The 22455-nt window shown below is 58.5% G+C and carries 21 protein-coding genes and 1 tRNA gene; 5 read left to right on the top strand and 17 right to left on the bottom strand.

What is annotated here, in order from left to right:
* Nucleotides 1-308: 308 nt before the first annotated feature.
* From GOB81_RS08440 to GOB81_RS08420, 5 genes are all read right to left on the bottom strand, one after another.
* On the bottom strand, nt 309-1820 hold the full coding sequence (locus tag GOB81_RS08440) for a glycosyltransferase family 2 protein (protein WP_173569958.1): 1512 nt from the start codon (nt 1818-1820) through the stop codon (nt 309-311).
* Nucleotides 1821-2112: 292 nt separating this feature from the next.
* Nucleotides 2113-2712, bottom strand: a complete 600-nt coding sequence (locus tag GOB81_RS08435) for a PqiC family protein (RefSeq protein WP_338421337.1) — start codon at nt 2710-2712, stop codon at nt 2113-2115.
* 63 nt (nt 2713-2775) lie between these two features.
* On the bottom strand, nt 2776-4488 hold the full coding sequence (locus tag GOB81_RS08430) for a PqiB family protein (RefSeq protein WP_173569956.1): 1713 nt from the start codon (nt 4486-4488) through the stop codon (nt 2776-2778).
* Nucleotides 4485-5966 carry a paraquat-inducible protein A gene (locus GOB81_RS08425; protein WP_173569955.1) on the bottom strand — a complete coding sequence of 494 codons (1482 nt, stop codon included), beginning with the start codon at nt 5964-5966 and terminating at the stop codon, nt 4485-4487. The genes GOB81_RS08430 and GOB81_RS08425 overlap by 4 nt, the downstream gene beginning before the upstream one ends.
* Before the next feature lie 142 nt (nt 5967-6108).
* A tRNA-Thr gene (locus GOB81_RS08420) sits at nt 6109-6184 on the bottom strand.
* A gap of 441 nt (nt 6185-6625) precedes the next feature.
* Between GOB81_RS08420 and pqqA the strand changes: the two genes are divergently transcribed.
* From pqqA to pqqE, 5 genes are all read left to right on the top strand, one after another.
* A complete protein-coding gene (gene pqqA, locus GOB81_RS08415) occupies nt 6626-6706 on the top strand; it encodes a pyrroloquinoline quinone precursor peptide PqqA (RefSeq protein ID WP_173569990.1) in 81 nt (26 codons plus the stop codon).
* A 69-nt stretch (nt 6707-6775) separates the two neighbouring features.
* Nucleotides 6776-7699 (top strand): pyrroloquinoline quinone biosynthesis protein PqqB, encoded by a 924-nt coding sequence (gene pqqB / locus GOB81_RS08410; RefSeq protein WP_173569954.1) that lies wholly within the window; start codon nt 6776-6778, stop codon nt 7697-7699.
* On the top strand, nt 7696-8427 hold the full coding sequence (pqqC, locus tag GOB81_RS08405) for a pyrroloquinoline-quinone synthase PqqC (RefSeq protein ID WP_173569953.1): 732 nt from the start codon (nt 7696-7698) through the stop codon (nt 8425-8427). Before pqqB ends, pqqC begins: the two co-directional genes overlap by 4 nt.
* The gene (gene pqqD / locus GOB81_RS08400) at nt 8427-8723 is read left to right on the top strand and encodes a pyrroloquinoline quinone biosynthesis peptide chaperone PqqD (RefSeq protein WP_173569952.1); all 297 of its coding nucleotides are present in this window, start codon (nt 8427-8429) and stop codon (nt 8721-8723) included. The genes pqqC and pqqD overlap by 1 nt, the downstream gene beginning before the upstream one ends.
* The gene (pqqE, locus tag GOB81_RS08395; RefSeq protein WP_173569951.1) at nt 8720-9814 is read left to right on the top strand and encodes a pyrroloquinoline quinone biosynthesis protein PqqE; all 1095 of its coding nucleotides are present in this window, start codon (nt 8720-8722) and stop codon (nt 9812-9814) included. The genes pqqD and pqqE overlap by 4 nt, the downstream gene beginning before the upstream one ends.
* 81 nt (nt 9815-9895) lie before the next feature.
* Here the strand turns inward: pqqE and GOB81_RS08390 are convergent, their stop codons facing one another.
* From GOB81_RS08390 to GOB81_RS08335, 12 genes are all read right to left on the bottom strand, one after another.
* Nucleotides 9896-11161: an NAD(P)/FAD-dependent oxidoreductase gene (locus tag GOB81_RS08390; RefSeq protein WP_173569950.1), complete on the bottom strand. Its 1266-nt coding sequence runs from the start codon at nt 11159-11161 to the stop codon at nt 9896-9898.
* Nucleotides 11162-11359: 198 nt separating this feature from the next.
* On the bottom strand, nt 11360-11602 hold the full coding sequence (locus tag GOB81_RS08385; protein WP_173569949.1) for a DUF3297 family protein: 243 nt from the start codon (nt 11600-11602) through the stop codon (nt 11360-11362).
* A gap of 86 nt (nt 11603-11688) precedes the next feature.
* Complete coding sequence (gene fabF / locus GOB81_RS08380; protein WP_194299847.1) at nt 11689-12951, bottom strand: beta-ketoacyl-ACP synthase II; 1263 nt, start codon at nt 12949-12951, stop codon at nt 11689-11691.
* Nucleotides 12952-13053: 102 nt separating this feature from the next.
* Entirely contained in the window at nt 13054-13293 is a 240-nt protein-coding gene (locus GOB81_RS08375; RefSeq protein ID WP_173569948.1) for an acyl carrier protein, read from the bottom strand.
* 285 nt (nt 13294-13578) lie between these two features.
* Complete coding sequence (gene fabG / locus GOB81_RS08370) at nt 13579-14322, bottom strand: 3-oxoacyl-[acyl-carrier-protein] reductase (RefSeq protein ID WP_173569947.1); 744 nt, start codon at nt 14320-14322, stop codon at nt 13579-13581.
* A 30-nt stretch (nt 14323-14352) separates the two neighbouring features.
* Nucleotides 14353-15324 (bottom strand): ACP S-malonyltransferase, encoded by a 972-nt coding sequence (gene fabD / locus GOB81_RS08365; protein WP_173569946.1) that lies wholly within the window; start codon nt 15322-15324, stop codon nt 14353-14355.
* 497 nt (nt 15325-15821) lie between these two features.
* Nucleotides 15822-16319 carry a YdcF family protein gene (locus tag GOB81_RS08360; RefSeq protein ID WP_173569945.1) on the bottom strand — a complete coding sequence of 166 codons (498 nt, stop codon included), beginning with the start codon at nt 16317-16319 and terminating at the stop codon, nt 15822-15824.
* 7 nt (nt 16320-16326) lie between these two features.
* A complete protein-coding gene (locus GOB81_RS08355) occupies nt 16327-16644 on the bottom strand; it encodes a hypothetical protein (protein WP_242010137.1) in 318 nt (105 codons plus the stop codon).
* Nucleotide 16645: 1 nt separating this feature from the next.
* On the bottom strand, nt 16646-17401 hold the full coding sequence (locus tag GOB81_RS08350; RefSeq protein ID WP_173569944.1) for a glycine betaine ABC transporter substrate-binding protein: 756 nt from the start codon (nt 17399-17401) through the stop codon (nt 16646-16648).
* A gap of 98 nt (nt 17402-17499) precedes the next feature.
* Nucleotides 17500-19560 (bottom strand): M13 family metallopeptidase, encoded by a 2061-nt coding sequence (locus GOB81_RS08345; protein ID WP_173569943.1) that lies wholly within the window; start codon nt 19558-19560, stop codon nt 17500-17502.
* A gap of 108 nt (nt 19561-19668) precedes the next feature.
* Complete coding sequence (locus GOB81_RS08340; protein WP_173569942.1) at nt 19669-20499, bottom strand: ferritin-like domain-containing protein; 831 nt, start codon at nt 20497-20499, stop codon at nt 19669-19671.
* 119 nt (nt 20500-20618) lie between these two features.
* Nucleotides 20619-22412: a sensor domain-containing phosphodiesterase gene (locus GOB81_RS08335; protein ID WP_242010136.1), complete on the bottom strand. Its 1794-nt coding sequence runs from the start codon at nt 22410-22412 to the stop codon at nt 20619-20621.
* Between the last annotated feature and the right edge of the window lie 43 nt (nt 22413-22455).

The following is a 22455-nucleotide window of genomic DNA, read 5'->3' as shown; positions in this document are numbered from 1 at the left end:
ACACCCACTTTTCAGAATTGGACGGTGACCACTTCGGGAAACCGTTCCCCAAAAGTCACTACACTCAATCAGTCTAACAAGAACTCTGCTGCACGAGAGACGTTTTCAGAAACCGGACGTCATTTGCCGCCAAAGACTCTCAGATTATACTTGTAGAAATCGAGAAAAATTCGACTATCGTCATCAAAGAAACAAGAAACGAAAAGAAATCGAAGTTTATTCTTCAAACCTGACCATTACCGGAAAACAGGAGACCTCTGTAACTTTTACAGCGGTCTCCTGCCCGTTTCCGGAATTCCCCCGCATCCTTACAGAAACAGCATTTCGTCCCGCTCTACCCACGGCATGCTGACGATGTCATTCATGACCATGACTTTCCGCATGTCCCGCGCCGTGATTGTCGCACAGCCTGCCATGCGGGCGTCCACCAGACGCGGCATATCCAAAGTGATTTCATCAGGTGTAATGGTTCCAAAACGGCCGATGGCCACAGCAATGGCCGTGAGCAATGGATCGGAAACGGCTTCAGACGACTCCTCTTCGACGCGCTCCCAGCTATCTACATGGTCGCGATCGCAGATGACCTGCCCTGCCCCACCCGTCTCCATGTGAGGAGAGTAAATGAAAGACAGGATCTTACCCGTCAGGGGGTTTTTCAACGAGATCTGACCGTCTTCCGCCGGCACGGTCTGATAGGCCAGAACTGTCGAAATCCGACGATCGGAGAGGATGCTGAGCGGCAGAAACCGGGAGGGCACTGTCAGAAAGACATGATCGGGCATCGTCGCCAGAGACAGCACTTCGACCGGCACAAAATTCTGATTGTCCGGGTCAATGACGCCATGCCCGATTTCTCCTGTCACGGCATTGGCCACGAGCTGGGTTCCATGGCAGGTGCGGAATGCAAGCTTCAAAGCCGCAATATCCCCGGACGTACTGTCGGCACTCATGGAAACCATTCTCTCATCTCCAGACATCTGCCGAAGCAGATCATATCGCGATTGATTCTGGATCCGGTAAAGAAACGGATCCATGGCGCTTACTCGTGCCGGCGGCATAATGTCCGCATGAAAATTCCGGTCATACGTGCTGAAAAGACCGATACCGCATCGGGCACGGCGAATATCACTGCGGCGACGGGATTTCGCGACGAAATGTTCCGCGCTGCGAATAATGTAGTGATTGATGAGGGCGACTGACCAGTCAGGGTCCGCCACTGTGCGCTCAGGATGTTCCTCCTGCCACACCATCTCCTGCCCGTTGGGCGTGATATAACGTCCCGAAACGTCAAATCGATGAGGGTTTATATAACGTGTTTCTGTTCTTTTGGGTCTGAAGAATGATTTTACACAGTAGTTAAGTTCGAAATCATGTTCCGAGTGCATTGTATAGTTCTGAAAGACATTTGGAGACGTTGGTTTCTCTACGAACCGGTTACTGCCAAAACACTTCCAGTTGACGGCAATCGCCCCTACATCATCCGGGTAGCGTGACAGGAAGGTCGGAACAGGCTCCCCGTTGACAATATTCAGGTATTCATCGGCGTCCAGACAGATGAGCCAGTCAAACTCTTCCCGCAACTCATCAAGAGCCGCCATATAGGTCTGGGCTTGCCGGTGATTGAAATAAAGTGCCTGCACAGCGCGCCGGGGACGCACGTCAAACACTGCTGCCGCAGCATTGATGACTTCCCATGTGCCATCCGTTGAATAATCATCGTAAATGACGAGCGTCTCAATACCAGTTGAAAGATGCCACGATATCCACCAGGCGATATCTTCAACTTCGTTTTTCACGAAAAGAATTGCAGCAACTTTCAAAATATTCTCCAAAATGCCTGCGGGGAGCAATCATTCATATCAAGCGAAAACATACAGGTTGTTACAAAGCATGAGGTAATCACCTCACCAACTCTTTTTTTGCAATATCTTACAAAAATAAAGAAAGCCTTGTGCGCTGCTCAGTATGGACCGATCAAGCGGATCGCCTTCTACTTAGGATCTGGTCCATTATCCCGAATGGCAGCGGGCGCGCACTTCGCGCCGCACCTGTCATACACCACAAAAACCACACCCGCCCCTTTCAGAGCCCGCATACTGCAAGGGCGTTTTCTTACTTCGCTTCAGTCGGCTCGGGTGGAAGTGATTTGAGATCCTGCGAAACCTGATCGGCGACCTGTCCCAGCAGCGCGCTGAGTGCACTCACAAGCCCTTCCGTGCCAGCAGGCGCAGGCTGGGAAAGATGAAGAGATCTGTTCGTCTTCACTGCATCTGCATCGGCCCGATGAACAGACACCTGCGCCTCAAGGACCGCATTGCCCGCAGCGTCACGGGAGAAGCGATTGACGACCAGTTCCACATAAGCCTGCGGAGTCGTGGCGGTCGCATCATCCTGCGCGAAAAAACTCGTGCCCGGCAGACGCTGCCTGAGATCGGATGTCAGCACATGCGGAATCTGACTCGAAAGCGGCTCACTCCATGAATCGGATGGCGACACATCAAGCTTAAAGCCACCATCACCCAGAACGATGCGATCGCGATCCAGTGTCTGGGGAATGGTCGGATTGCGAACCTCGACCAGCGTTGGCACCGAGAGTGGCAGGAAAGAAGAATTCACTGCCGGGACACGCGCCGCAACGGGTTGCAGGCTGTAGAGAGACGGACTTGAAGAGCTGCAGGCGACAAGCGTGACGCTTGCCAGGCCCAATGTCACGACACCGATCCCGGCCCTGAACAGGCGACCGGGCGACAAGCGAGAACAATTCTGAACCATGGCTTAGCGTCCCGTGACGATCGAAGAAGGATGATTGGTCAGGAATTCGGTCATGAGACGCAGGGCGCGCGCCGTTTCACCGAGTTGCACGACCATGGACTGAAGGCTGCGATGGAAATCCGTATCGCCGCCATAACTGGCTAGCAGCGTGTTGGCGTTCTTCAGGGTACGCTCAAGCTGGTCGCTCATCTCCGGCAGACGTTTCATGAGCGGCTGCATGCCTTTGTTGGCATTATCGGCGAGCGCATGGAGGCTGCGCAGGGAGTCACGCAACTGGACGAGCGCGTCCTTCACTTCGGGGCTGTTGATCCGCTGGTCGGCATGAGCAAGCAGATTGTTCGCATTGTCGCCCAGACGGTCGAGAGGCATGGCCGCAAGCTTGTCCGAAACAGTGGACAAGGACTGCATGATGCCGCTCAGGCCCCCTGCCTGACTGGGGAGGACCAGCGTATCGCCTTCCATATAAATGCTGACAGGCTTCGCCTTGGGCACGAAATCCAGTGAGATGTCCGTCTCGCCGGTGAGCATGCTCACGCTGCTAGCTGAAGCACGGAGCCCGTTGTTCACGAGCGCACGCATCGTATCCTGCATGCTGGCATTATGGATCTGCTCTTCAGACAGAATGCGCTCAGGCTGAATGTCCATCGCGACCCTCACACGGGCATGGCCTGTCGCCTGATCGAGTTGCAGTTTCACGCCGGTGACTGACCCGACCTGAATACCGAACATCGCGACCGGACTTCCCACCGCAAGGCCTGAAACGGAAGAGGAGAGATAAGTCGCCACGGGCACACGCTCATGATAGCCGGCGTTGTCCGCGCTTTCCTTGTCATCATACAGCTGGAAAATCGTGTTGGCGGGCGCTTCTTCCGCATCCTCACCCGGCCCGACAGCAGGCGAAAGGGAGAAGGAGACGCCGCCTGAGAACAGCGCCTGAATCGACTGCATCTGCACCTTCAGGCCACCCGCGCCAAAACCGACCTTCACCCCCGACACGTTCCAGAAGCGCGTGTTGGTGTGAAGGTAATGATCGTATGGTTCCTTGACGAAGAACTGGATCATCACCGGACCGACGCCACCAGGCGGAAGAGTGTAACCGAGTACTTCCCCCACATCCACATCGCGGAAGAACACCGGCGCACCGGGACCGATCGACCCGATCGCCGGAGCGACAAGGGTGTAGGTGCGTCCGGGCTGGTCCGACTGAATGCCCGGCGGCGATTCAAGTCCGATGAACCGGGTGGCCCGCTCACCGCCCGAAGGACCGGGATCGAAAGCGATATAGGCCCCCGAAAGCAACGTTTCGAGGCCAGTCACGCTCGCTCCGTTGATCCGTGGACGGACCACCCAGAAACGGGATTTATCCGTCAGCAGGCCGGAGGCGCTCGCGTTCATCTGCACCCGCACATCGACGTGGTGCATGTCCTTGGACAGCGTGATGGAATCCACGGTGCCCAGTGTCACCGCCTTGTTCTTCACCTGCGTCTGACCACTGGTGAGACCGTCAGCCGTATCGAAGGTAATGAGAATTTCAGGGCCACGATCATACAGACTGCGCCAGAGCAGGAAGACCGCAATCAGCACAGACAGGATGGGGATGATCCAGATGATCGAGAATCTCGTCCTGCTGAGTGTCGCCGCAGGCAGGATGCCGTTCTCTGGGTCTTCCCCGTTGGGATTCTGAGGGGAAGACGGGGTATTCTGATCCGAAGTCACGCTCTTGCCGGCTCCATATCGCCCTGTTCCGCGGTCTCTCGTCCTGCGAGGGAGCCGTGTAATTCGTTTCCGGTAAAGGCCTCGTCCTCGTTATGAACTGGCCCGTTGCGCCCCGCGACATCCCACATCAGGCGGGGGTCGAAACAATGCGCGGCGAAAATGGTGATGACGACCACGGCCGCGAACGACACCACGCCTCCATTGGCCTCAACATTGGCCAGAGAACTGAAACGCACGACTGCTACGAGGATCGAGATCATGAAGACATCGATCATCGACCAGCGACCGATCGAATCAATCAGACGAAACAGTTTCGAGCGCATCACGAGATTCTTCGTCGACCGGCGCTTGGTGGTGAAAATCATGTAGCTGAGGCCGATAATCTTGGCGACCGGCACCGTCACGCTGGCAAACAGCACCAGCAGCGAGAGCGGGATCATGCCGTCCTGCCATAACTCTATAGCGCCTTCGATGATGGTATGCCCTCCCCCGCTTCCGACCTTGATGACCGTCATCACCGGGAAAAGGTTGGCAGGGAAATAAAAGACGAATGCCGCCATCACGAGCGCCATTGTCCGGGAAAGGCTATTGTTCTTGCGTCGGCAAAGGTCATGCCCGCAGCGGGGACATAGCCCCACGCTCTGTGTCTGAGGCACGGGCTCGGGAAACACTCCCACCAGACCGCATGAATGGCAGGAAAGCATATTCTGGAGCGGTGGCATGCCGCCAAGATCATTGACTGAGACCCGTTCGACCACCATCAGATTGCCATCCGGCAAACGCAGCGATCCGTCCACACGACGGCGTTTCCATATCCGCTCCCGATCGAGCGTCTGGTCAGTTGCCGCCATGCTGATCATCAGTGCTGCGATGAGATAGGCCGCCGGCCCCACCTCCACATGAGCGAGATCCACCAGCTTGGTGTAGGCGACGAAAATGCCAAGAATATAGACCTCCATCATCGACCACGGCCGCAGCTTCTCGTACCACGCGAGCAAATGAGGCGCCCAGTCCGGCAGTTCCTCAAAAAATGCTGCCGTGAGAATCAGCCCCATCATGGCAATGACGATGCCTGGCGCGAGAATGGTGACCAGCCCGACCAGAACACCGACTTCTCCCCATCCCTCATGCAGGAGTTCCATCGGCCCTGTCAGAAGATCGACAGTCCGCTCACGTCCATACAGATTAAGGGTCATGAGAGAAGAAGTGAGGGTCGCCAGATAGAGAGCGGCGGAGGTGATGCAGAACGCCAGCGGCGTGGCCAGCGGAGCCGTTTTGTTCCGCCGTTCAAGACACTGACCACACCGGACACACCGGGCGACTGTACCCGGCGGAATATCATGCAGCTTCTGAAATTCCCCGCAGCACTGGCATTCCACCAGATCTTCGATCACCTGCACATGAGGTGAGTGCTGACGTCGTGCACGCGTAAACTGCAACGCGCTGCGATACAGGCGGGAGGGCAAGGACGACGACATGATGACGACAGTCTAACGCGAACCGCAACGAACCGATAGACCGGCAGCAAATCCCAGCCATGTGCACATACGCAACGAGCGACACATTACGTCACTGTGTGACGGCAGGAGATTTGTTTGTTTGGGAAACCGCTGGGAAAGGTGGTGCCGGTTAGAGGATTCGAACCCCTGGCCCCATCATTACGAATGACGTGCTCTACCAACTGAGCTAAACCGGCCCGCGTAGCGGTAAGCGGGCTTCTAACGCAGGTCACCGGGACACGCAAGTCCCTACTTTATCCGGCAGGATTTTTTCTTACTACAGAGTGCCTGCCCTTATTTTCCAGTATGTTACAGGACAGAACCCGTACGATCACCCTGCATCAGCAGCCCAATCTCAGGCTCGCAGGAGGTCCGCAGGCCTCTTTCATTTACCGACGCTAACGTTCTTCACAAACTCGTGAAATCTCACGGTACCCAACAGCCCTTTCCGCACATCAGGCTCAAAAACATTCCATTATTTTTGTTTTAATTCAATGTGTTGGATAACATCCTCCAGAAGCACTTCCCTCGTTTTCAATGATCTCACCTCGCACCTGAGCTGCAACTGGAAGGTGGCGGAGGTCGGCAATCGCCGTTATCGTTAGTTTATTCCCACTTCTATGTAAGGATATTGCGTCATGGCATGGAACACCCCGAAGATCACCGAAGTCCCGCTGGGTGCGGAAATCAACAGCTACGTGTGCGGCCAGAAGAACTAAGGTCCGCAGACCAGCCAGAAACGCCGCCCGCCTCGCGCTGGCGGCGTTTTGCGTTTACAGGCCCTGTTCATGATCGATCTTGTTGTACTTGGCGCCGCCGCCGGCGGTGGCTTCCCCCAGTGGAACTCGAACGCGGAAGGATGCCGCAGGGCCCGCAGCGGTGATCTGCTGGCACCCGCCCGAACCCAGGCATCCATTGCTGTCAGCGGCGATGGCGAACACTGGTTTGTCGTCAATGCGTCCCCTGATCTCCGCCAGCAGATCAACCAGACACCGGTTCTGCATCCGAAAAACGGCCTGCGTTCAACCCCCATTGCCGGGGTGATCCTGACGGGTGCCGAGGTGGATACCATCACCGGCCTGCTGACGATGCGCGAACGGCAGCCGTTCGAAATTCTGGCGACCCGACAGGTTCTTGAACAACTGGACGCCAATCCCATCTTCGAGGCGCTCAACCGTTCTGTTGTCAAACGCGCGGAGATGACCCTCGACGAGAGCGTTGCTCTCACCACCCCCGATGGAAAGCCGGCCGGGCTGAGCGTCATGCCCTTCGCAGTTCCCGGCAAAGCGCCGCTTTACGCGGAAAACGTAGAAAATCCGGCCGAGATTCTCGAAAACGGCGAAACAGTCGGGCTTGAAATCACGGATGGCGTGCATCGTGCCCTGTTCATCCCCGGCTGCGCCTGCATGAACGATCGCCTGCGCAAACGCCTGAAAGGCGCGGACCTCGTCCTGTTCGACGGCACGCTATGGACAAATGACGAAATGCTCCGTGCCGGACTGGGCGAAAAAACCGGCCAGCGCATGGGCCACATGTCGGTCAATGACCCCGAAGGGACCATCGCTGCTTTCCGTGACCTCGGTGTACAGCGCAAGATTCTGATTCATATCAATAATTCCAACCCCATTCTGCTGGCCGACTCTCCCGAGCGGGCCGAGACCGAAGCGGCGGGATGGGAAGTCTCCCATGATGGCATGAGGATCACCCTATGAGCGCTCCCCTTCTCTCCCCGACCGAACTGGAAGCGGCGCTGCGGGCCATCGGTGCGGAGCGTTATCACAACAGGCACCCTTTCCATCGTGCGCTTCACGACGGCAAACTCACCAAAGGACAGGTGCAGGCCTGGGCGCTGAACCGCTACTATTATCAGGCTCGCATCCCGGCAAAGGACGCCACCCTCCTAGCCCGTCTCCCAACTGCGGAACTGCGGCGTGAGTGGCGTCGTCGCATTGAGGATCATGATGGCAGCGAACCCGGCACGGGAGGGATCGCGCGCTGGCTGCGTCTGACAGACGGGCTGGGACTGAATCCTGAATATGTCGAATCGCTGGAGGGACTGCTTCCCGGCACACGCTTCGCCGTGGATGCTTATGTGCATTTCGTCGGTGAACGGACCATTCTGGAAGCCATCGCCTCTTCCCTCACCGAACTCTTTTCGCCGACCATCATCTCCGAGCGCGTCTCAGGCATGCTCCGCAACTATGATTTCATCACCGAGGAAACGCTGGCCTATTTCACGCCACGCCTGACGCAGGCCCCGCGTGATTCCGATTTCGCACTGGCTTATGTAAAGGAACATGCCCGCACACCTCACGAACAGCAGGCTGTCCTCAACGCACTTAAGTTCAAATGCGGCGTTCTCTGGTCGATGCTGGATGCTCTCGATTATGCCTATGTCACGCCGGGCAACATTCCGCCGGGCGCTTTTCGGCCCGCGTGATGACTGCTCCCTCTCCCGCGCTCTCCGAAGAGCGTGTCCCCACGTTCGCACGCGGCACTCGGCTCCAGCATGACCGCGTGCGCGACCAGTGGATCGTGCAGGCACCCGAGCGTGCATTCCTTGCCGATCCTGTCGCGGCGGAAATCCTCCGTCATGTGGACGGGGCAAGTTCTCTGGGGGGCATCATCGATACACTGACCATCGTATTCGACGCCCCACGCGATGTGATCGCCCGCGATGTGCTGGCAATGGCCAATGATCTGGCCGACCGACAGGTGCTGGTGTGGAAAGCATGACCGCCGTCCCTCCTCCTCCGATGAGCCTGCTTGCCGAGCTGACACATCGTTGTCCGCTGCAATGCCCTTACTGCTCAAACCCTCTCGCGCTGGAACCAAAAGCCGGGGAACTGTCGACAGAAGAATGGTGCGACATTCTGGATCAGGCTGCTGCCCTCGGTGTGCTTCAGGTGCATTTTTCGGGCGGTGAGCCCATGGCGCGCAAGGATCTGCCTGTTCTTGTCCGTCATGCGGCAAAAGCCGGTCTCTACAGCAACCTGATCACGTCAGGCGTCCTGATGAACCGGGACAATCTGGCCGAACTGTCCGCAGCCGGACTCGACCATGTGCAGCTTTCCTTTCAGGATGCCGACCCGCAGCAAGCCGAGATCATCGGCGGCATGAAGGGCGCTCAGCCGCGCAAAATCGAAGCCGCCAGACTTGTCGTGGAAGACGGCATGCCGCTGACCCTGAATTTCGTCATCCACCGGCTGAATGCTGAACGGGTGCCGGCGATGTTCGATCTGGCGGAAGAACTGGGCGCGCGCCGCGTGGAAATCGCTCATACCCAGTATTATGGGTGGGGTCTGAAGAATCGCGCTGCCCTGCTTCCTACACGGAAGCAGCTGGAAGACACCGAAAAAGCCGTTGCCGCGGCCCGCGAGCGGTTCGGTAATCGCATGGCCATCGATTTCGTCACGCCGGATTATTATGCCGACGAACCCAAACCCTGCATGGGAGGCTGGGGTCAGCGCTTCCTGAACATCTCCCCATCCGGGCGCGTTCTCCCCTGTCATGCCGCCGAAACAATTCCGGGGGTAACCTTTCCGAACACACGAGAGGCATCCCTCGCAGATATCTGGGGAAAGTCCGAACTGTTCCAGATGTTTCGCGGTGTGGACTGGATGCCAGAACCCTGCCGTTCCTGCGACCGCAAGGAAGTGGACTGGGGAGGATGCCGCTGTCAGGCGCTGGCACTGACAGGCCGTGCGGACGCGACCGATCCCGTCTGCAGACGCTCCCCCGATCGTGGTTTGGTGGATGCGGCACTTTCAGAAATCGCTGGTGAACCGGAAGCCTTCGTCTATCGGCGCTATACAACACCGGAGTAAAAGAAAGGCGACCCTCTCAGGTCGCCTGTTCTGGAAACACGGAATGGACAGAAACCGGGGCGTACCCCGGCGTTGCATCCCTCAGCCTGCGTCCTTGATCCACTCAGGATGATGAGGCACCGCGATGTCACGGCCCTTGAGCATCATGTCCCAGTAAACATGCGGGAAAACCTTGGTCTTGAGCATCCACGCAAAGCTGCTCGGCTTGCGCTGGTCATAGGGAAAGCTCGGGGCTGGTTTGCCACCATACAGGAACTCGGCCAGCACGACCTTGCCATAAGCAACCGTCAGCGGACATGCGCCGTAGCCGTCATAGCTCGCGGTGATGGGACGCCCTTCGAGGGACGCCAGCACATTCGTCACGATAACCGGCGTCTGCGCACGCGCAGCAGCCATTGTCTTGGCGTTGCTGGTGCCGATCACATCACCCAGACCGAAGACTGTGTCATATTTCGTATGACGCAGGGTCGACGGGTCGACATCCACCCATCCGGCTTCATTGGCAAACGGGCTTTTCTTGATGAAATCCGGAGCGCTCTGCGGTGGCGTGACGTGCAGCATGTCGAAACTGCGCGCCTCACGAGTTTTGCTGCCGTCAGGCGCGGTGACCTCGAAGGTGGCCGTCTTCGCCTTGCCATCCACCGCAACGAGATTGTGTTTGTAGCGCAGGTTGATGCCGTAATAATCAACCGCATACTGGAGTGACGGACGATAATACGCGACGCCGAAAAGCGCATCCCCAGCCAGCAGGAAATCAACCTCTGTGCGGTTGAGGACGCCTTCCTTCCGCCAGAAGTCAGATGCAAGATAGACGATCTTTTGCGGTGCGCCCGCGCATTTGATCGGCATGGGAGGCTGCGTAAACAGCGCAGTGCCTCCGTTGAGGCTCTGGATGCAGGTCCATGTATATTCAACATGCTGCATTGAGTAGTTGCTGCAGACCCCATTCTCGCCAAGCGTCTCAGCCAGACCCTCGATCTTGTCCCAGTCGAGCTGGAGGCCGGGGCAGAGAATCAGGCGGCGGTAGCCGATGCGCTGGCCATCCTCAAGCGTGACGATATGTTCGTCGGGCTGGAAGGAGGTCGCAGCCGCCCGCAGCCAGGTCACATTCTCAGGGATCAGGCCGCCTTCCTGACGCAGCGTTTCCCGCAACGTCATGGCTCCGGCACCGACCAGCGTCCATCCCGGCTGATAGGCATGGGTGGTGCTGGGGTCGATAATGGCAATGGAGAGAGAAGGGCGCTCACGGCGGAGCCGGGCCGCGACGGCAATGCCAGCCGTGCCGCCTCCAACGATCAGAATGGTGAACTGCTTGTCCGCCTGTGCGGGTATCGCGGTTACAGTCATGCTTAGCGCCTCCTTCTTCGTGACTCGATTTATTCTCTTTTGCGCAGCGATGAGTCTGCGCTCACCTGCTCCAATGCGGCAAGGCATACCACACTCACGCTAAAGACGAGTTGCAGGAGAAAGACAGACTGTTACGCGAAAACAGGTGCTTACCTCATAAAAAAACGGCTGACCCTGCCGATCAGCCGTTTCGGAGGATCAGGCTTCGTCTTTGATCCAGACTTCGACCGGTCCCTGTAGTTTCATCGTCATCGGCTTCCCCTGACGGTTCAGGCTTTTGCCGACGGCGACACGCACCCAGCCTTCACTGATGCAGTATTCCTCGACATTGGTCTTCTCCACTCCCTTGAAGCGTATCCCCACGCCACGAGCGAGAAGAGGCTCATTGAAGAAAGGGCTTTCAGGATCGACGGAAAGACGATCGGGAGGAGTATCGCTCATGGGAAACACCTGTTTGGGAGGTCAGACATGAAACAGGCCATCCGAGGATGGCCTGTCATAGGAAGAAATATCGCAGAAAGCGTCGATCAGACGCGCCGGACAATCAGGCTGGCATTCGTACCGCCAAAGCCGAAGCTGTTGGACAGCGCGATATCCACCTTCCGCTCCTGTGCCTGATGCGGCACACGGTCGATGATGCTTTCACGGGAAGGATTGTCGAGGTTCAGTGTCGGCGGCACCACACCGTCACGAATGGCAAGCATGCAGAACATCGCTTCGACAGCACCTGCCGCGCCCAGAAGATGACCCATGGCGGATTTGGTGGACGACATGGCAACCTTACGGCCTTCGTCGCCGAAGAGGCGCTCGACAGCATCAAGCTCCAGATCGTCAGCCATCGTGGACGTGCCGTGCGCGTTCACATAGCCGATTTCACCCGGCGTGATGCCCGCACTGCGAACAGCGGCGAACATCGCACGGTAAGCACCTTCATGGCCCTCGGCTGGCGCCGTGATATGATGGGCATCGCCGGACATGCCGTAACCAACGACTTCACCGTAGATCTTCGCGCCACGCTTCTTCGCGTGCTCGTATTCCTCAAGCACCACGATGCCCGCGCCTTCACCCATGACGAAACCGTCACGGTCGCGATCCCATGGACGGGACGCCTGCTTCGGGCGATCATTGAAACCGGTGGACAGCGCGCGCGCCGAGCAGAATCCGGCGATCCCGAGCTTGCAGACCGTGGCTTCCGCCCCGCCCGCAACCATCACATCGGCATCGCCGAGCATGATGAGGCGAGCAGCGTCACCGATAGCATGCACACCGGTGGCACAGGCCGTGACAGCCGAATGGTTCGGTCCCTTGAAACCGTATCGGATCGATACGTTCCCAGAGACGAGATTACCCAGCGCGGAGGGAATGAAGAAAGGCGACAGGCGCTTGGCCCGGCCTTCATAAACCGTGATCGAGGCATCATAGATGGTCTGGAGACCACCGATGCCCGAACCGATCTGCACACCCGTCGCGCAGCGATCTTCTTCCGACTCGGGCTTCCATCCCGAATCCTCGACAGCCTCGGCGGCCGCGATCATCCCGAGATGGATAAACCGGTCCATCTTCTTCTGGTCCTTGACAGGAATCCAGTCAGAGATGGTGAGTTTACCCTCGGCAGTCGGCCCTTCCGGCACCTCACCCCCGATATGAGCAGCAAGCTCACTCGGGTCAAACGCGTGAATGCGGTCGATCCCGCTCTCACCCGCGATGAGACGCTTCCAGACATTCTCGGTGCCAAGCCCGAGCGGGGTTACCATCCCCATACCGGTGACGACAACGCGTCTCCGTCCCAAATCTGATCGGCCCGACTGCAGCAAGCTCACCTGCTCCTGTTTTATTCAGAATAGAGAGGGTCCATGCACCGAGGAGCGTGGACCCGTCAGAAACAGACGACCTCAGGCGGCCTTCTGTGCCTCGATGTAGTCGATCGCGTCCTTGACGGTGGTGATCTTCTCGGCTGCGTCTTCCGGGATCTCCACGTTGAAGGCTTCCTCGAAGGCCATCACCAGTTCAACGGTGTCGAGGCTGTCAGCGCCCAGATCGTCGATGAACGACGCTTCCGGTGTAACCTTGCTTTCTTCGACGCCGAGATGCTCGACCACGATCTTCTTAACCTTGTCAGCGATTTCGCTCATCTGTCTCTGCTTCCTGTATGCCCAAGCATGCGGGCTAATGGTTGGCGCTCACCCCGTCCCGGCCACACGCCGGAGCAGGGCATTCGAACGGGGCAACCGAGGTATGCCCAACGAGGCTGCGGGGCGATTAGCACGGAAATCCTGCCGTCGCCAAGCGGATGCGCTGAACAGTGTGCGTTTCCGGTCTGGCCGGGGTAGAAAACCTGCTCCAGTCCTTACCGCATGTCACGCACAAAAGGCAGCCCCTTCAACGGTTTCCTCTTCTTCCGGTTGCATGCACCGGCTTCAGATCATCGCCATGCCGCCATTCACATGCAGTGTCGCGCCTGTCACCCATGCGGCCTCATCAGACGCAAGATAAACCACGGCGGACGCCACATCGTCCGGCGTGCCCATCCGCGCGAGTGGAATCGACCCGACGAGCTTTTCCTTCTGCGCTTCCGGCAGCACATCGGTCATGGCGGTAGCGATGAAACCGGGCGCCACCACATTCAGCGTCACGCCACGTGAGCCTGCTTCCTGCGCCAGCGACTTCGTCATGCCGACCATACCGGCTTTCGCAGCCGCATAATTGGCCTGACCGGCATTGCCTGTCGTCCCCACGACAGAGGCGATGCTGATGATTCGCCCGGCACGACGCCGGAGCATCCCTTTCAGGGCGGCGCGGCACAGGCGGAATGGCGAGGCCAGATCGACCTCGATCACCTTCGACCAGTCCTCGTCCTTCATGCGGATGGCGAGCGTGTCGCGTGTAAGACCGGCATTGTTGACAAGGATGTCGAGCGGGGCGCCAGCGACTTCTTCGGCGCGGGCGACGAGCTGATCCGCGGCAGCCGGGTCTGAAAGATCGGCAGCGACAACATGGACGCGCTCACCACCCAGTTCTGCCGCACGCTCGGCGAGAACGGCTTCGCGCGTTCCTGAGAGCACCACAGTGGCGCCCTGAGCGTGCAACTGACGGGCGATGGCCTGACCGATCCCCCCGGTGGCACCGGTGACGAGAGCGACCTTGTTCGTAAGGTTGAACATGGAAAATCCTTGATCCAAATTTGGAGACCGTCAGAGTGACTTAATAAAGCCGTCGATGGTGTCGAGCGTGCCGACCGATTCCGTCTTTGCATCCGGTGCAATGCGGCGGATGAGGCCCGAAAGCACCTTGCCCGCGCCAAGCTCGACAAAATGATCGACGCCCATACCGACCATCGCCTCGACACTTTCACGCCAGCGAACCGTGCCGGTCACCTGCTTCACCAGCAACTCACGAATCACGTCAGGCGACGTCACCTTCTGCGCGGTTACATTGGCAATGATCGGGACCATGGGAGGCTTCACGTCCGCCGCATCAAGCGCCTCGGCCATTTCATCAGCGGCCGGACGCATCAGCGAACTATGGAACGGAGCAGAAACGGGCAGCTTCACCGCCCGCTTGATGCCTTTCTCTTTCGCGATGACGATCGCGCGATCAATGGCCCCCATCTGGCCAGAAATCACAATCTGACCGCCACCATTGTCATTGGCGACCTCGATGATCTCGTGCGTGTCCGGCTGCCCCTCGACCTTGAGGAGAGCGGCTTCCTCGCAGACCTCGCGCGCCTGTTCGGGCGTGACGCCGATCAGCGCCGCCATTCCGCCCTCTCCTGCCGGAACGGCACGCTGCATAGCGCGCCCGCGCAGACGCAGCAGACGGGCGGTCTCGGCGATCCCAAAGGACCGCGCCGCTGCAAGAGCGGAATATTCGCCAAGCGAATGACCGGCCATCAAGGTGGCGGTGCGACTGAAATCAATACCACCTTCCCGCTCGAGAACCCGCACCACAGCCATGGAGACCGCCATCAGCGCTGGCTGGGCGTTTTCCGTACTGGTCAGGGTCTCTGCCGGGCCTTCAAAGATGATTTTAGAGAGACGCTCCCCAAGAGCATCGTCGACCTCCTGAAAGACCTCGCGTGCGGCGGGGAAAGCATCGGCAAGATCCTGCCCCATGCCGGGAGACTGGCTTCCCTGACCCGGAAAAACGAAGGCGTAGACGGACATCGGCCGCTCCTGAGCAAGATGATGGCGTAATGGGACACCGCACTGCGGCACGCCCGACGCACGGGCGAACCCGGCAAAAGCTGAGGGGTGATGAAAGGAAAACGCGCCGGAATGTCAATGGATGGCAATGGAACGGCGCAGAAGAAGCACGTTAACCGGCTCGCCCCCGAAACCCGTCATTTTGCAGGACATGCAGACAGGTCATGGTCGTTTTCAGGCCGGATCTGAAAGAGTTCATCGATAATGATCAGCCATCGCGGCAATGACAGGCATGAGAAAACTCCGGGCTATTTCGGCGGCCTGCTCAATGAAACCGACTAACGCCAAGGGCGACCGTTTCATTGTCCGAGGGAGTGCAAGGCTCCTGTCGGCGCGTATACTCCCCCCAAACAGGCTCATGCTGAACATCTGCCCGTTGAACAGGCAGTCCCCCGTAGTGAGTGCTACGACAAACCCTACTTGCGCCCACGACCAGGCTGCAGTCTAGAGGGAGCAGCCTACTGTCTGAGCCGCCACAACAGCACGAGAAATACATCCCACACTGTCGCCGGATATTCCCGTGCATGGACCCAGATCAGACGCTGCAAAGAAATGTCCGAGCGCGTCGGAGCGGGCACCGCCACGATACTCCAGCCCAGCGTGCGAAGCATGGCGGTGCAGCGCATCATGTGGAAGTCGCTGGTGACAACCGCAACGGGACCATCATAACCACGCTCCCGCAGCATCTGGTGGCAGGCAATGGCCGACTCATAGGTGTCGCCGGAGCGATCCTCCGGTAAAATCGCCGCAGAAGGGACGCCCGCTTCCCTTAGAAGACCCGACATAACATCCGCTTCGGTCCGACCGCCCTGCGGAACACCACCCGTCACGATATAGAGGCAATCCTGACGAGATTTACCGAAGTGAAAGGCGGCCTGCACGCGAGCCAGCAGGACTGGCCGTGGAGAACCGTCGGGATAAAGAGCCGCGCCGAAGACGATGACAGGAAGCGTCATCGGAGTGTCAGGGAGATGGCGCAGTGAGGGCGAGCAGCCCGAAAGGCGCCAGCGCCTTCACCGTAGCGCGCCAGACAGTTTCAAACTGCTCTGCATTCACGCCTCGTGTTTCGAGCCGTGCAGCCACATCAGCCACCGTGGCGCGTCCATCGATCAGGGGGAAAATCCCCCGCGCCTGTGGAGGAAGCTGCACGATGACCGCTTTCTCGCCTTCGCCAACCTGGAGCTGATGCGTTTCCGTCATCGCCATAGCAAGGCTGATCCCGTCCACGCCATGAAGCTGCGGGACAGCCTCTGGCGACATGGGATCGGGCGAAACGATCATCTCAGCGAGGCAGCAACTTGCCGCGCTGCCACTCCTCGGCGGCTTCGTCCGCGGTCATGCCGAGGTGGCGCAGGGCATTATCAAGCGCACTGACCACCTTGTTGCCCAGCGTCAACTCATCCAGTTCGTCGATGAGATCGCTGTCCACGCTTTTGCGGGTCGATTTATTGATGAGCAGACGGGCCTCAAGCTCCTCGCCTGCCATGCCTTTCGGGTCGGCAAGCATACGAAGGGGCTGGCTGTGAACAAGATAACAGGGATTGAACAACGGCAGGACAACCGGTTCGCCTGCCTCAAGCGCGGCAGCCGCAGCCTCATAGGCCTGCTCATCGGGATGCGACTCGATGGTGAAACCCGCTTCCGTCAGCCGGTATCCCGCGACCACGCGCCGGACGCGTGACACGACGCTCTCGGGAACAATCAGATTCCGCGCCACGTCGGAGGCTGCCAGAGCTTCCAGGGAAGACAGTTCCGACAACGACGAGCCAGCAGCATCATTTACGAAAAAACCGAACGCCGGACGGTAGAGATTGCCCAGCGTTTCAACGGCCGGCGAGAGAAAGGCCGCATCCTGTTCCGGCAACCATGCCGTGGCGAAAAGATCGATCTCTCCATCCGCCATCATCCGGGCCAGTGCGGCGTCGTCGCCGGAAACGTAATCAGGCTCGATTTCATAAGCTTCCAGCACCCGCGCGACCGCTGCCGCCGCTGCGGCGTGCAAGGGAGAGTTGCGGTATGCGAGCGTGAATATCGTCATCGGGAAGCGTTCTTTTCCTGTGGAGGCCTGCGCCAGAACCGTGACGCAGGCTACGTTCTAAGGTGCGCCCCTGCCGGGGCAGGATCAGAAGGGTGCGCTTACCAGATTTTAACGCGGTCGTCCGGCGCAAGATACAGTTTCTGTCCTGCCTGCACGTTCCAGGCCTTATACCATGCGTCGATGTTATGCGCTGGCAGATTGACGCGAGCCGCAGGCGCGGAATGCGGATCCACCACCGCAAGCTGACGCGCGCGTTCGTCACGGACCTTCATGCGCCACACCTGCGCCCAGCCAAGGAACACTCTCTGTTCGCCGGTGATGCCATCCAGCACCGGCGCGTCTTTGGTCAGCAGCGCGGCACGATACGCATCCAGAGCGAGAGTAAGGCCGCCCAGATCGGCGATATTCTCGCCCATGGTCAGCTTTCCATTGAGATGAACGCCCGGCAGCACCTCGAACGCGTCATACTGCGCGCCAAGACGATCACCGAGCTTCTTAAAGCGTTCGGCGTCCTCCTTCGTCCACCAGTCATGCAAGCGCCCGTTCTCGTCGAACTTGCGACCTTCATCATCGAAGCCATGCGTCATCTCATGACCGATCACGCCGCCGATCGCCCCGTAATTGATGGCAGGATCAGCGTGCGGGTCAAAAAACGGCGGCTGCAGAATTGAGGCCGGGAAGACAACCTCATTAAAGACCGGATTATTGTAGGCATTGACCGTCTGCGGCGTCATATCCCACTCGTCACGGTCAACCGGCTTGCCAAGGTGGCCGAGCCAGTAGCGCCATTCGAACCCGCTGGCACGAGCGACATTGCCGTAAACATCCCCAGGAATGACGGTCAGATCATTATAATCACGCCACTTCTTGGGATAACCGACCTGAATGTCGAAATGATCCAGCTTGACGAGCGCCTGCCGTTTCGTGGCCTCGCTCATCCAGCTGTTGTTCTGAAGACGCACGCGGAAGGCCGCTTTCAGGTGCGTCGTCAGTTCCTCCATCTTGGCCTTGCTGTCGGCAGGGAAATATTTATCCACATAAATCCTGCCGATCGCCCACCCCATCGCATCGTCCGTTGCATCCGTGGCCCGCTTCCAGCGCGCGGCCAGCTTCGGCTGACCGGCAATGGTCTTTCGATTGAACTCGTACGAGGCGTTGACGAAAGGAGTGGATAATGTGGAGGCCGCATTATTCGCGAGATGGAATGCCAGCCATGCCTGCAGGACCGGCATCGGCGTCTCATTCATCACCTTCGCCTGACCGGTTATGGCTGACGGTTCACCGACAACGATGGTCGCAGCATCCGCCTGTTGCCGTGTAATGCCAGCCCCGGAAAGCCATGCCACCCAGTCGAAGCCGGGCGCTTCCTTTTCCAGCGCGGAAACGGAACGAGGATTATAGGTCTTGTCCGGGTCACGCATGTCCGCGCGTTCCCAGTGCACTGCCGCAATCTTTGTTTCGAAGGCGAGGATTTCTTTCGCCATCGCATCGCCGTCCTGCCAGCCGACAAGGTGCAGCATCCTGACGATATAAGCACCGTAAGCCTGTTTTTTCGCCGCGAAGGTCTCTTTCAGGTAATAATCGCGATCCGGCATCCCAAGCCCACCCTGATCGAGCGACAGGGAAAAACGTGTGGGATCTTTAGCATCCGGCTGAATGCCGAGGGAAAAGGGCGAATACTGGAAAGACGTCTGTCCGGTGCCGATCAGGTGCGCCAGATCGGCTGGTGTTTTGATCGCACGGATCGCAGAAAGATCAGGAGCAAGCGGTTTCGCGCCGAGGGCTTCGACCTGCTTCTCATCCATGAAACTCGTGTAATAAACAGCAAGCTTCTGGTCTGTGGTCTCCGGTTTGCTGATGCGTTCCCGCGCCAGACCAGTGAGAATATCGCGCACCCGCTTCTGCGACAGGTCACGCAGTGCGTCGAAGGCCCCGAACGATGTGCGGTCCGCCGGAATGACCAGTTTTTTTACCGCACTGCCATTGGCGTATTCAAAGAAGCTGTTCCCCGGCGCGACATTCACGTCCCGTCCGGCCAGATCGAAGCCCCAAGGCTGGATGGTGGCGGACGCTGCGACGGCGGGCGTCACCAGCGCTGACCCCACCAGAAGACTGGCGAACGATGAACGGATATGGGAGGAAATCTTCGAAGACGACATGCGGTGAACGATACCTTTCAAGTGCAGGCTACGAAACGCAGCCTTCTCCTGGAATAACCTGCTGGGTTCACATCGTAAGGCGCAGGGTCAACAGGGTCAAAAGCTGAGTTACGCGCTGGTTACCTGCGCTGCCTTGGCAAAGCTGCGCTGACGCTGCCGGATCAGGGCATAAACCGCCCGGGACGCCAGCATGTGCAGCCGGCTATGTGGCTTGAACCCGATGGTCTTGAAAACCATGCCGGTGACCCGGTCGATGTGTTTCTGGCGGTATGATTTCAGCGCCCGCGACATGTACCCGGCGATGCAGCGCTTGCGGTCATACGGCACCGAAGGCGGTTCATTGGTCGTGTAATAAGCCGAGGCGAGTTCGTCGTCCTCGCTTTCGGTAATACGTCCGAGTGCTATGCGCGTGCGCTTCCAAGGCCCAAGTTTTTCACGCCGCAAATAGCGGTTCAGATGATCGTAAAACAGCTTGAAATGCCGGTATTCATCAGCAGCGATCAGCTTGCAGATGTTTTTCAGCAAAGGCTCGTCGGTAGCGTCCGCAAGCGATGAATAAAAAGAGGATGTACCGGTCTCGACCATGCACCGCGCGATCAGTTCGCCTGTGCGGGAACCGCGAACTGAAGAGGTCGTGTCGAGGTCGATATGGAACGTCGAACGGTAGCGGTCGAATGCAGCCGGATAGTCCCAGCCGGGTTCAGCCAGCATGGCCCAACGCCCAAGAGCGTCTCCGTGCTGCACCTCTTCAAGGGCCCAGTTGTCCGCCGCTTCCTGGAAATCCTTGTCGTCCGAAAAGACATGATTCAGGTAAACGGCGTAATCGACACCGTTGCGCTCGACGACAGATGCCGCTTTCACCACGGCTACCAGATCAGGGTCGACGCGGGAGGGATCGAAACTGCCCCAGTCCAGCTGGTCGATATGCCAGTGCTTCATCCCCTCCCCCCACTTCCGGAATATTACAATCTTGACGTTACCGTCATGTCGCCTCCGCCTGCTCTCAAATAGTCTTCACGTCAAGAAAGGAGGGGGTGGAAACAAGGGTTACAAAACTGTCAGACGGAGCCACCTGGCGCGACTGCCACGCTCGGAAGCGGCAGTTCCTTGCGGACGCTGGCGGCAGGCACGGCATTCCCCTCGGACATGACTGGTGAAATTTTCCGTCTGACCGCCGACTGGACGCGGGCTGGATTTCCAGCCTGACTGGCCGCGACCGAAGCCAGCAACGCATCCGCCGTCATAGGGTGGCCGAACAACCATCCCTGCCCGCATTCCACCCCAAGTTCACGGGCAAGTGCAGCTTCAACTTCCGTCTCGATCATTTCAGCGACGGTCCGGCAGCCCAGCTCGAATGAGCAGCGGGCAATGGCACGCACCAGAATTCTGTCGCGCCCACTGATCATGGCGTTCCGAAAGAAATGACCGTCGATCTTGACGTAATTCACGGGAAAACGGCGCAGATATTCAAAGCTCATGGCCCCGGCACCAAAATCGTCGAGGCATATCCGGTGTCCGCGCCTTACCAGCGTCTGGAGGAGTTCCACCGGCCCCTCGAAGTCGCTGATACCCCGCGTTTCGGTAATTTCAATCAGCAAACGGGAGGGCGCCACCTGCATGTCGGCAGAGTCGAGAAGGTTCAGGAGTTGGGCGGAAAACTCGGCCGACTGCACGGACCGGCCGGACACATTCAGAGCTAGTCGGATTCCGGGGGGCAGTTTCTGAAGAAGTTTGATCGTCTTTACGCAGTTGAGCAGATCGAATGTGTTGATCATGCCGATCTGCTCGGCAATTTTGATGAAATCGCCGGTATTGGCGATTCCCCTCGCCACCCCTTCGGCAAACCGCGTCAACACTTCATAATGCTGTATGACGCCCGTTTTGAGCGTCAGAATAGGTTGCAGCACCTGAAAAAACGTCTCGTCCTCGATAATGCTACGGCAGGACGTGACGAGCCCCCGATCCCTGCTCGTGGCGGCGGCAAGGCAGTCCGGCAGATTGTCGAATCTTTCGGCAAGACGCGCACGATTATTCGAGAATTTCTCCAGCGCGTAATTGAGAGCAGCTTCGACCTCCTTCTGCTCCATGAGCGAGGTGTCCAGCGGCAGCGTCTGGATGCAGGGGCTGGCAAGAAGCGCGTCTGTCGCAGCCTCGATCTTGCGTTCGACGACCCTCGGATCGCCGTCGACTTTCTGCACATAAGCAAAGGCATCGTCACCCAGCCGTGTGACGGCTCCGCCCTCACTGTTCAGCCGCAGGATCGCTTCCACTTCCGCCAGAAACGCCGTTCCCAGCGCCGTTCCCTTTATAGCCGAATTGCTGACCAGTTGCGGGAGCGCCAGCATGACGACAGTGAACCGCGTGCTTTCGCCAGCGCGGGGGGTGAGACGACGCGCAAGATCGACAAAAGCAGCCCGATCCAGAAATCCGTCGGACTCCGCGCAAGCGATGAAGCCCCGATCCAGGATCGTCGCCGTGACGAGACGCTCGCCACTGCCACCGGGCATGGCGCTCATGCCCAGCATGGCTGTGACAGAATCGCTTTCGCCACACAGAAAACGCACGGACGTGCGGCCAACGGGCTTGTCGCTGTCAAACGCCTCGACAACACGACGCAGATAGATGCGATCAGCCGGAACGATAAGATCGAAGAGAGAAAGACCGCGGACTGCTTTCGCGCCGTGACCGGTCAGCTTCTGGATTCCTCCACCCGCATGACGGATGCGGAATGCCCGGTCCACCTCGAACAACACATCGGCCGCCGCAAAAGCAAGCGCGGCGAGTTGTTCAAGCCTGCGCTCCATGGCGGCTCCGGCCTTGTTCGTCTCGTGGAGCCCCATTGGTCCCAACATACTCTTCCCGTTCAGCTCACCACCATGCCGGTCCAGAATAAAA

It is taken from the genome of Acetobacter conturbans (genome assembly GCF_011516755.1).
Taxonomy (GTDB): Bacteria; Pseudomonadota; Alphaproteobacteria; order Acetobacterales; family Acetobacteraceae; genus Acetobacter; species Acetobacter conturbans.
The sequence above is the reverse complement of the archived record's forward strand: the minus strand, read 5'-3'. Positions and strand labels throughout refer to the sequence as shown.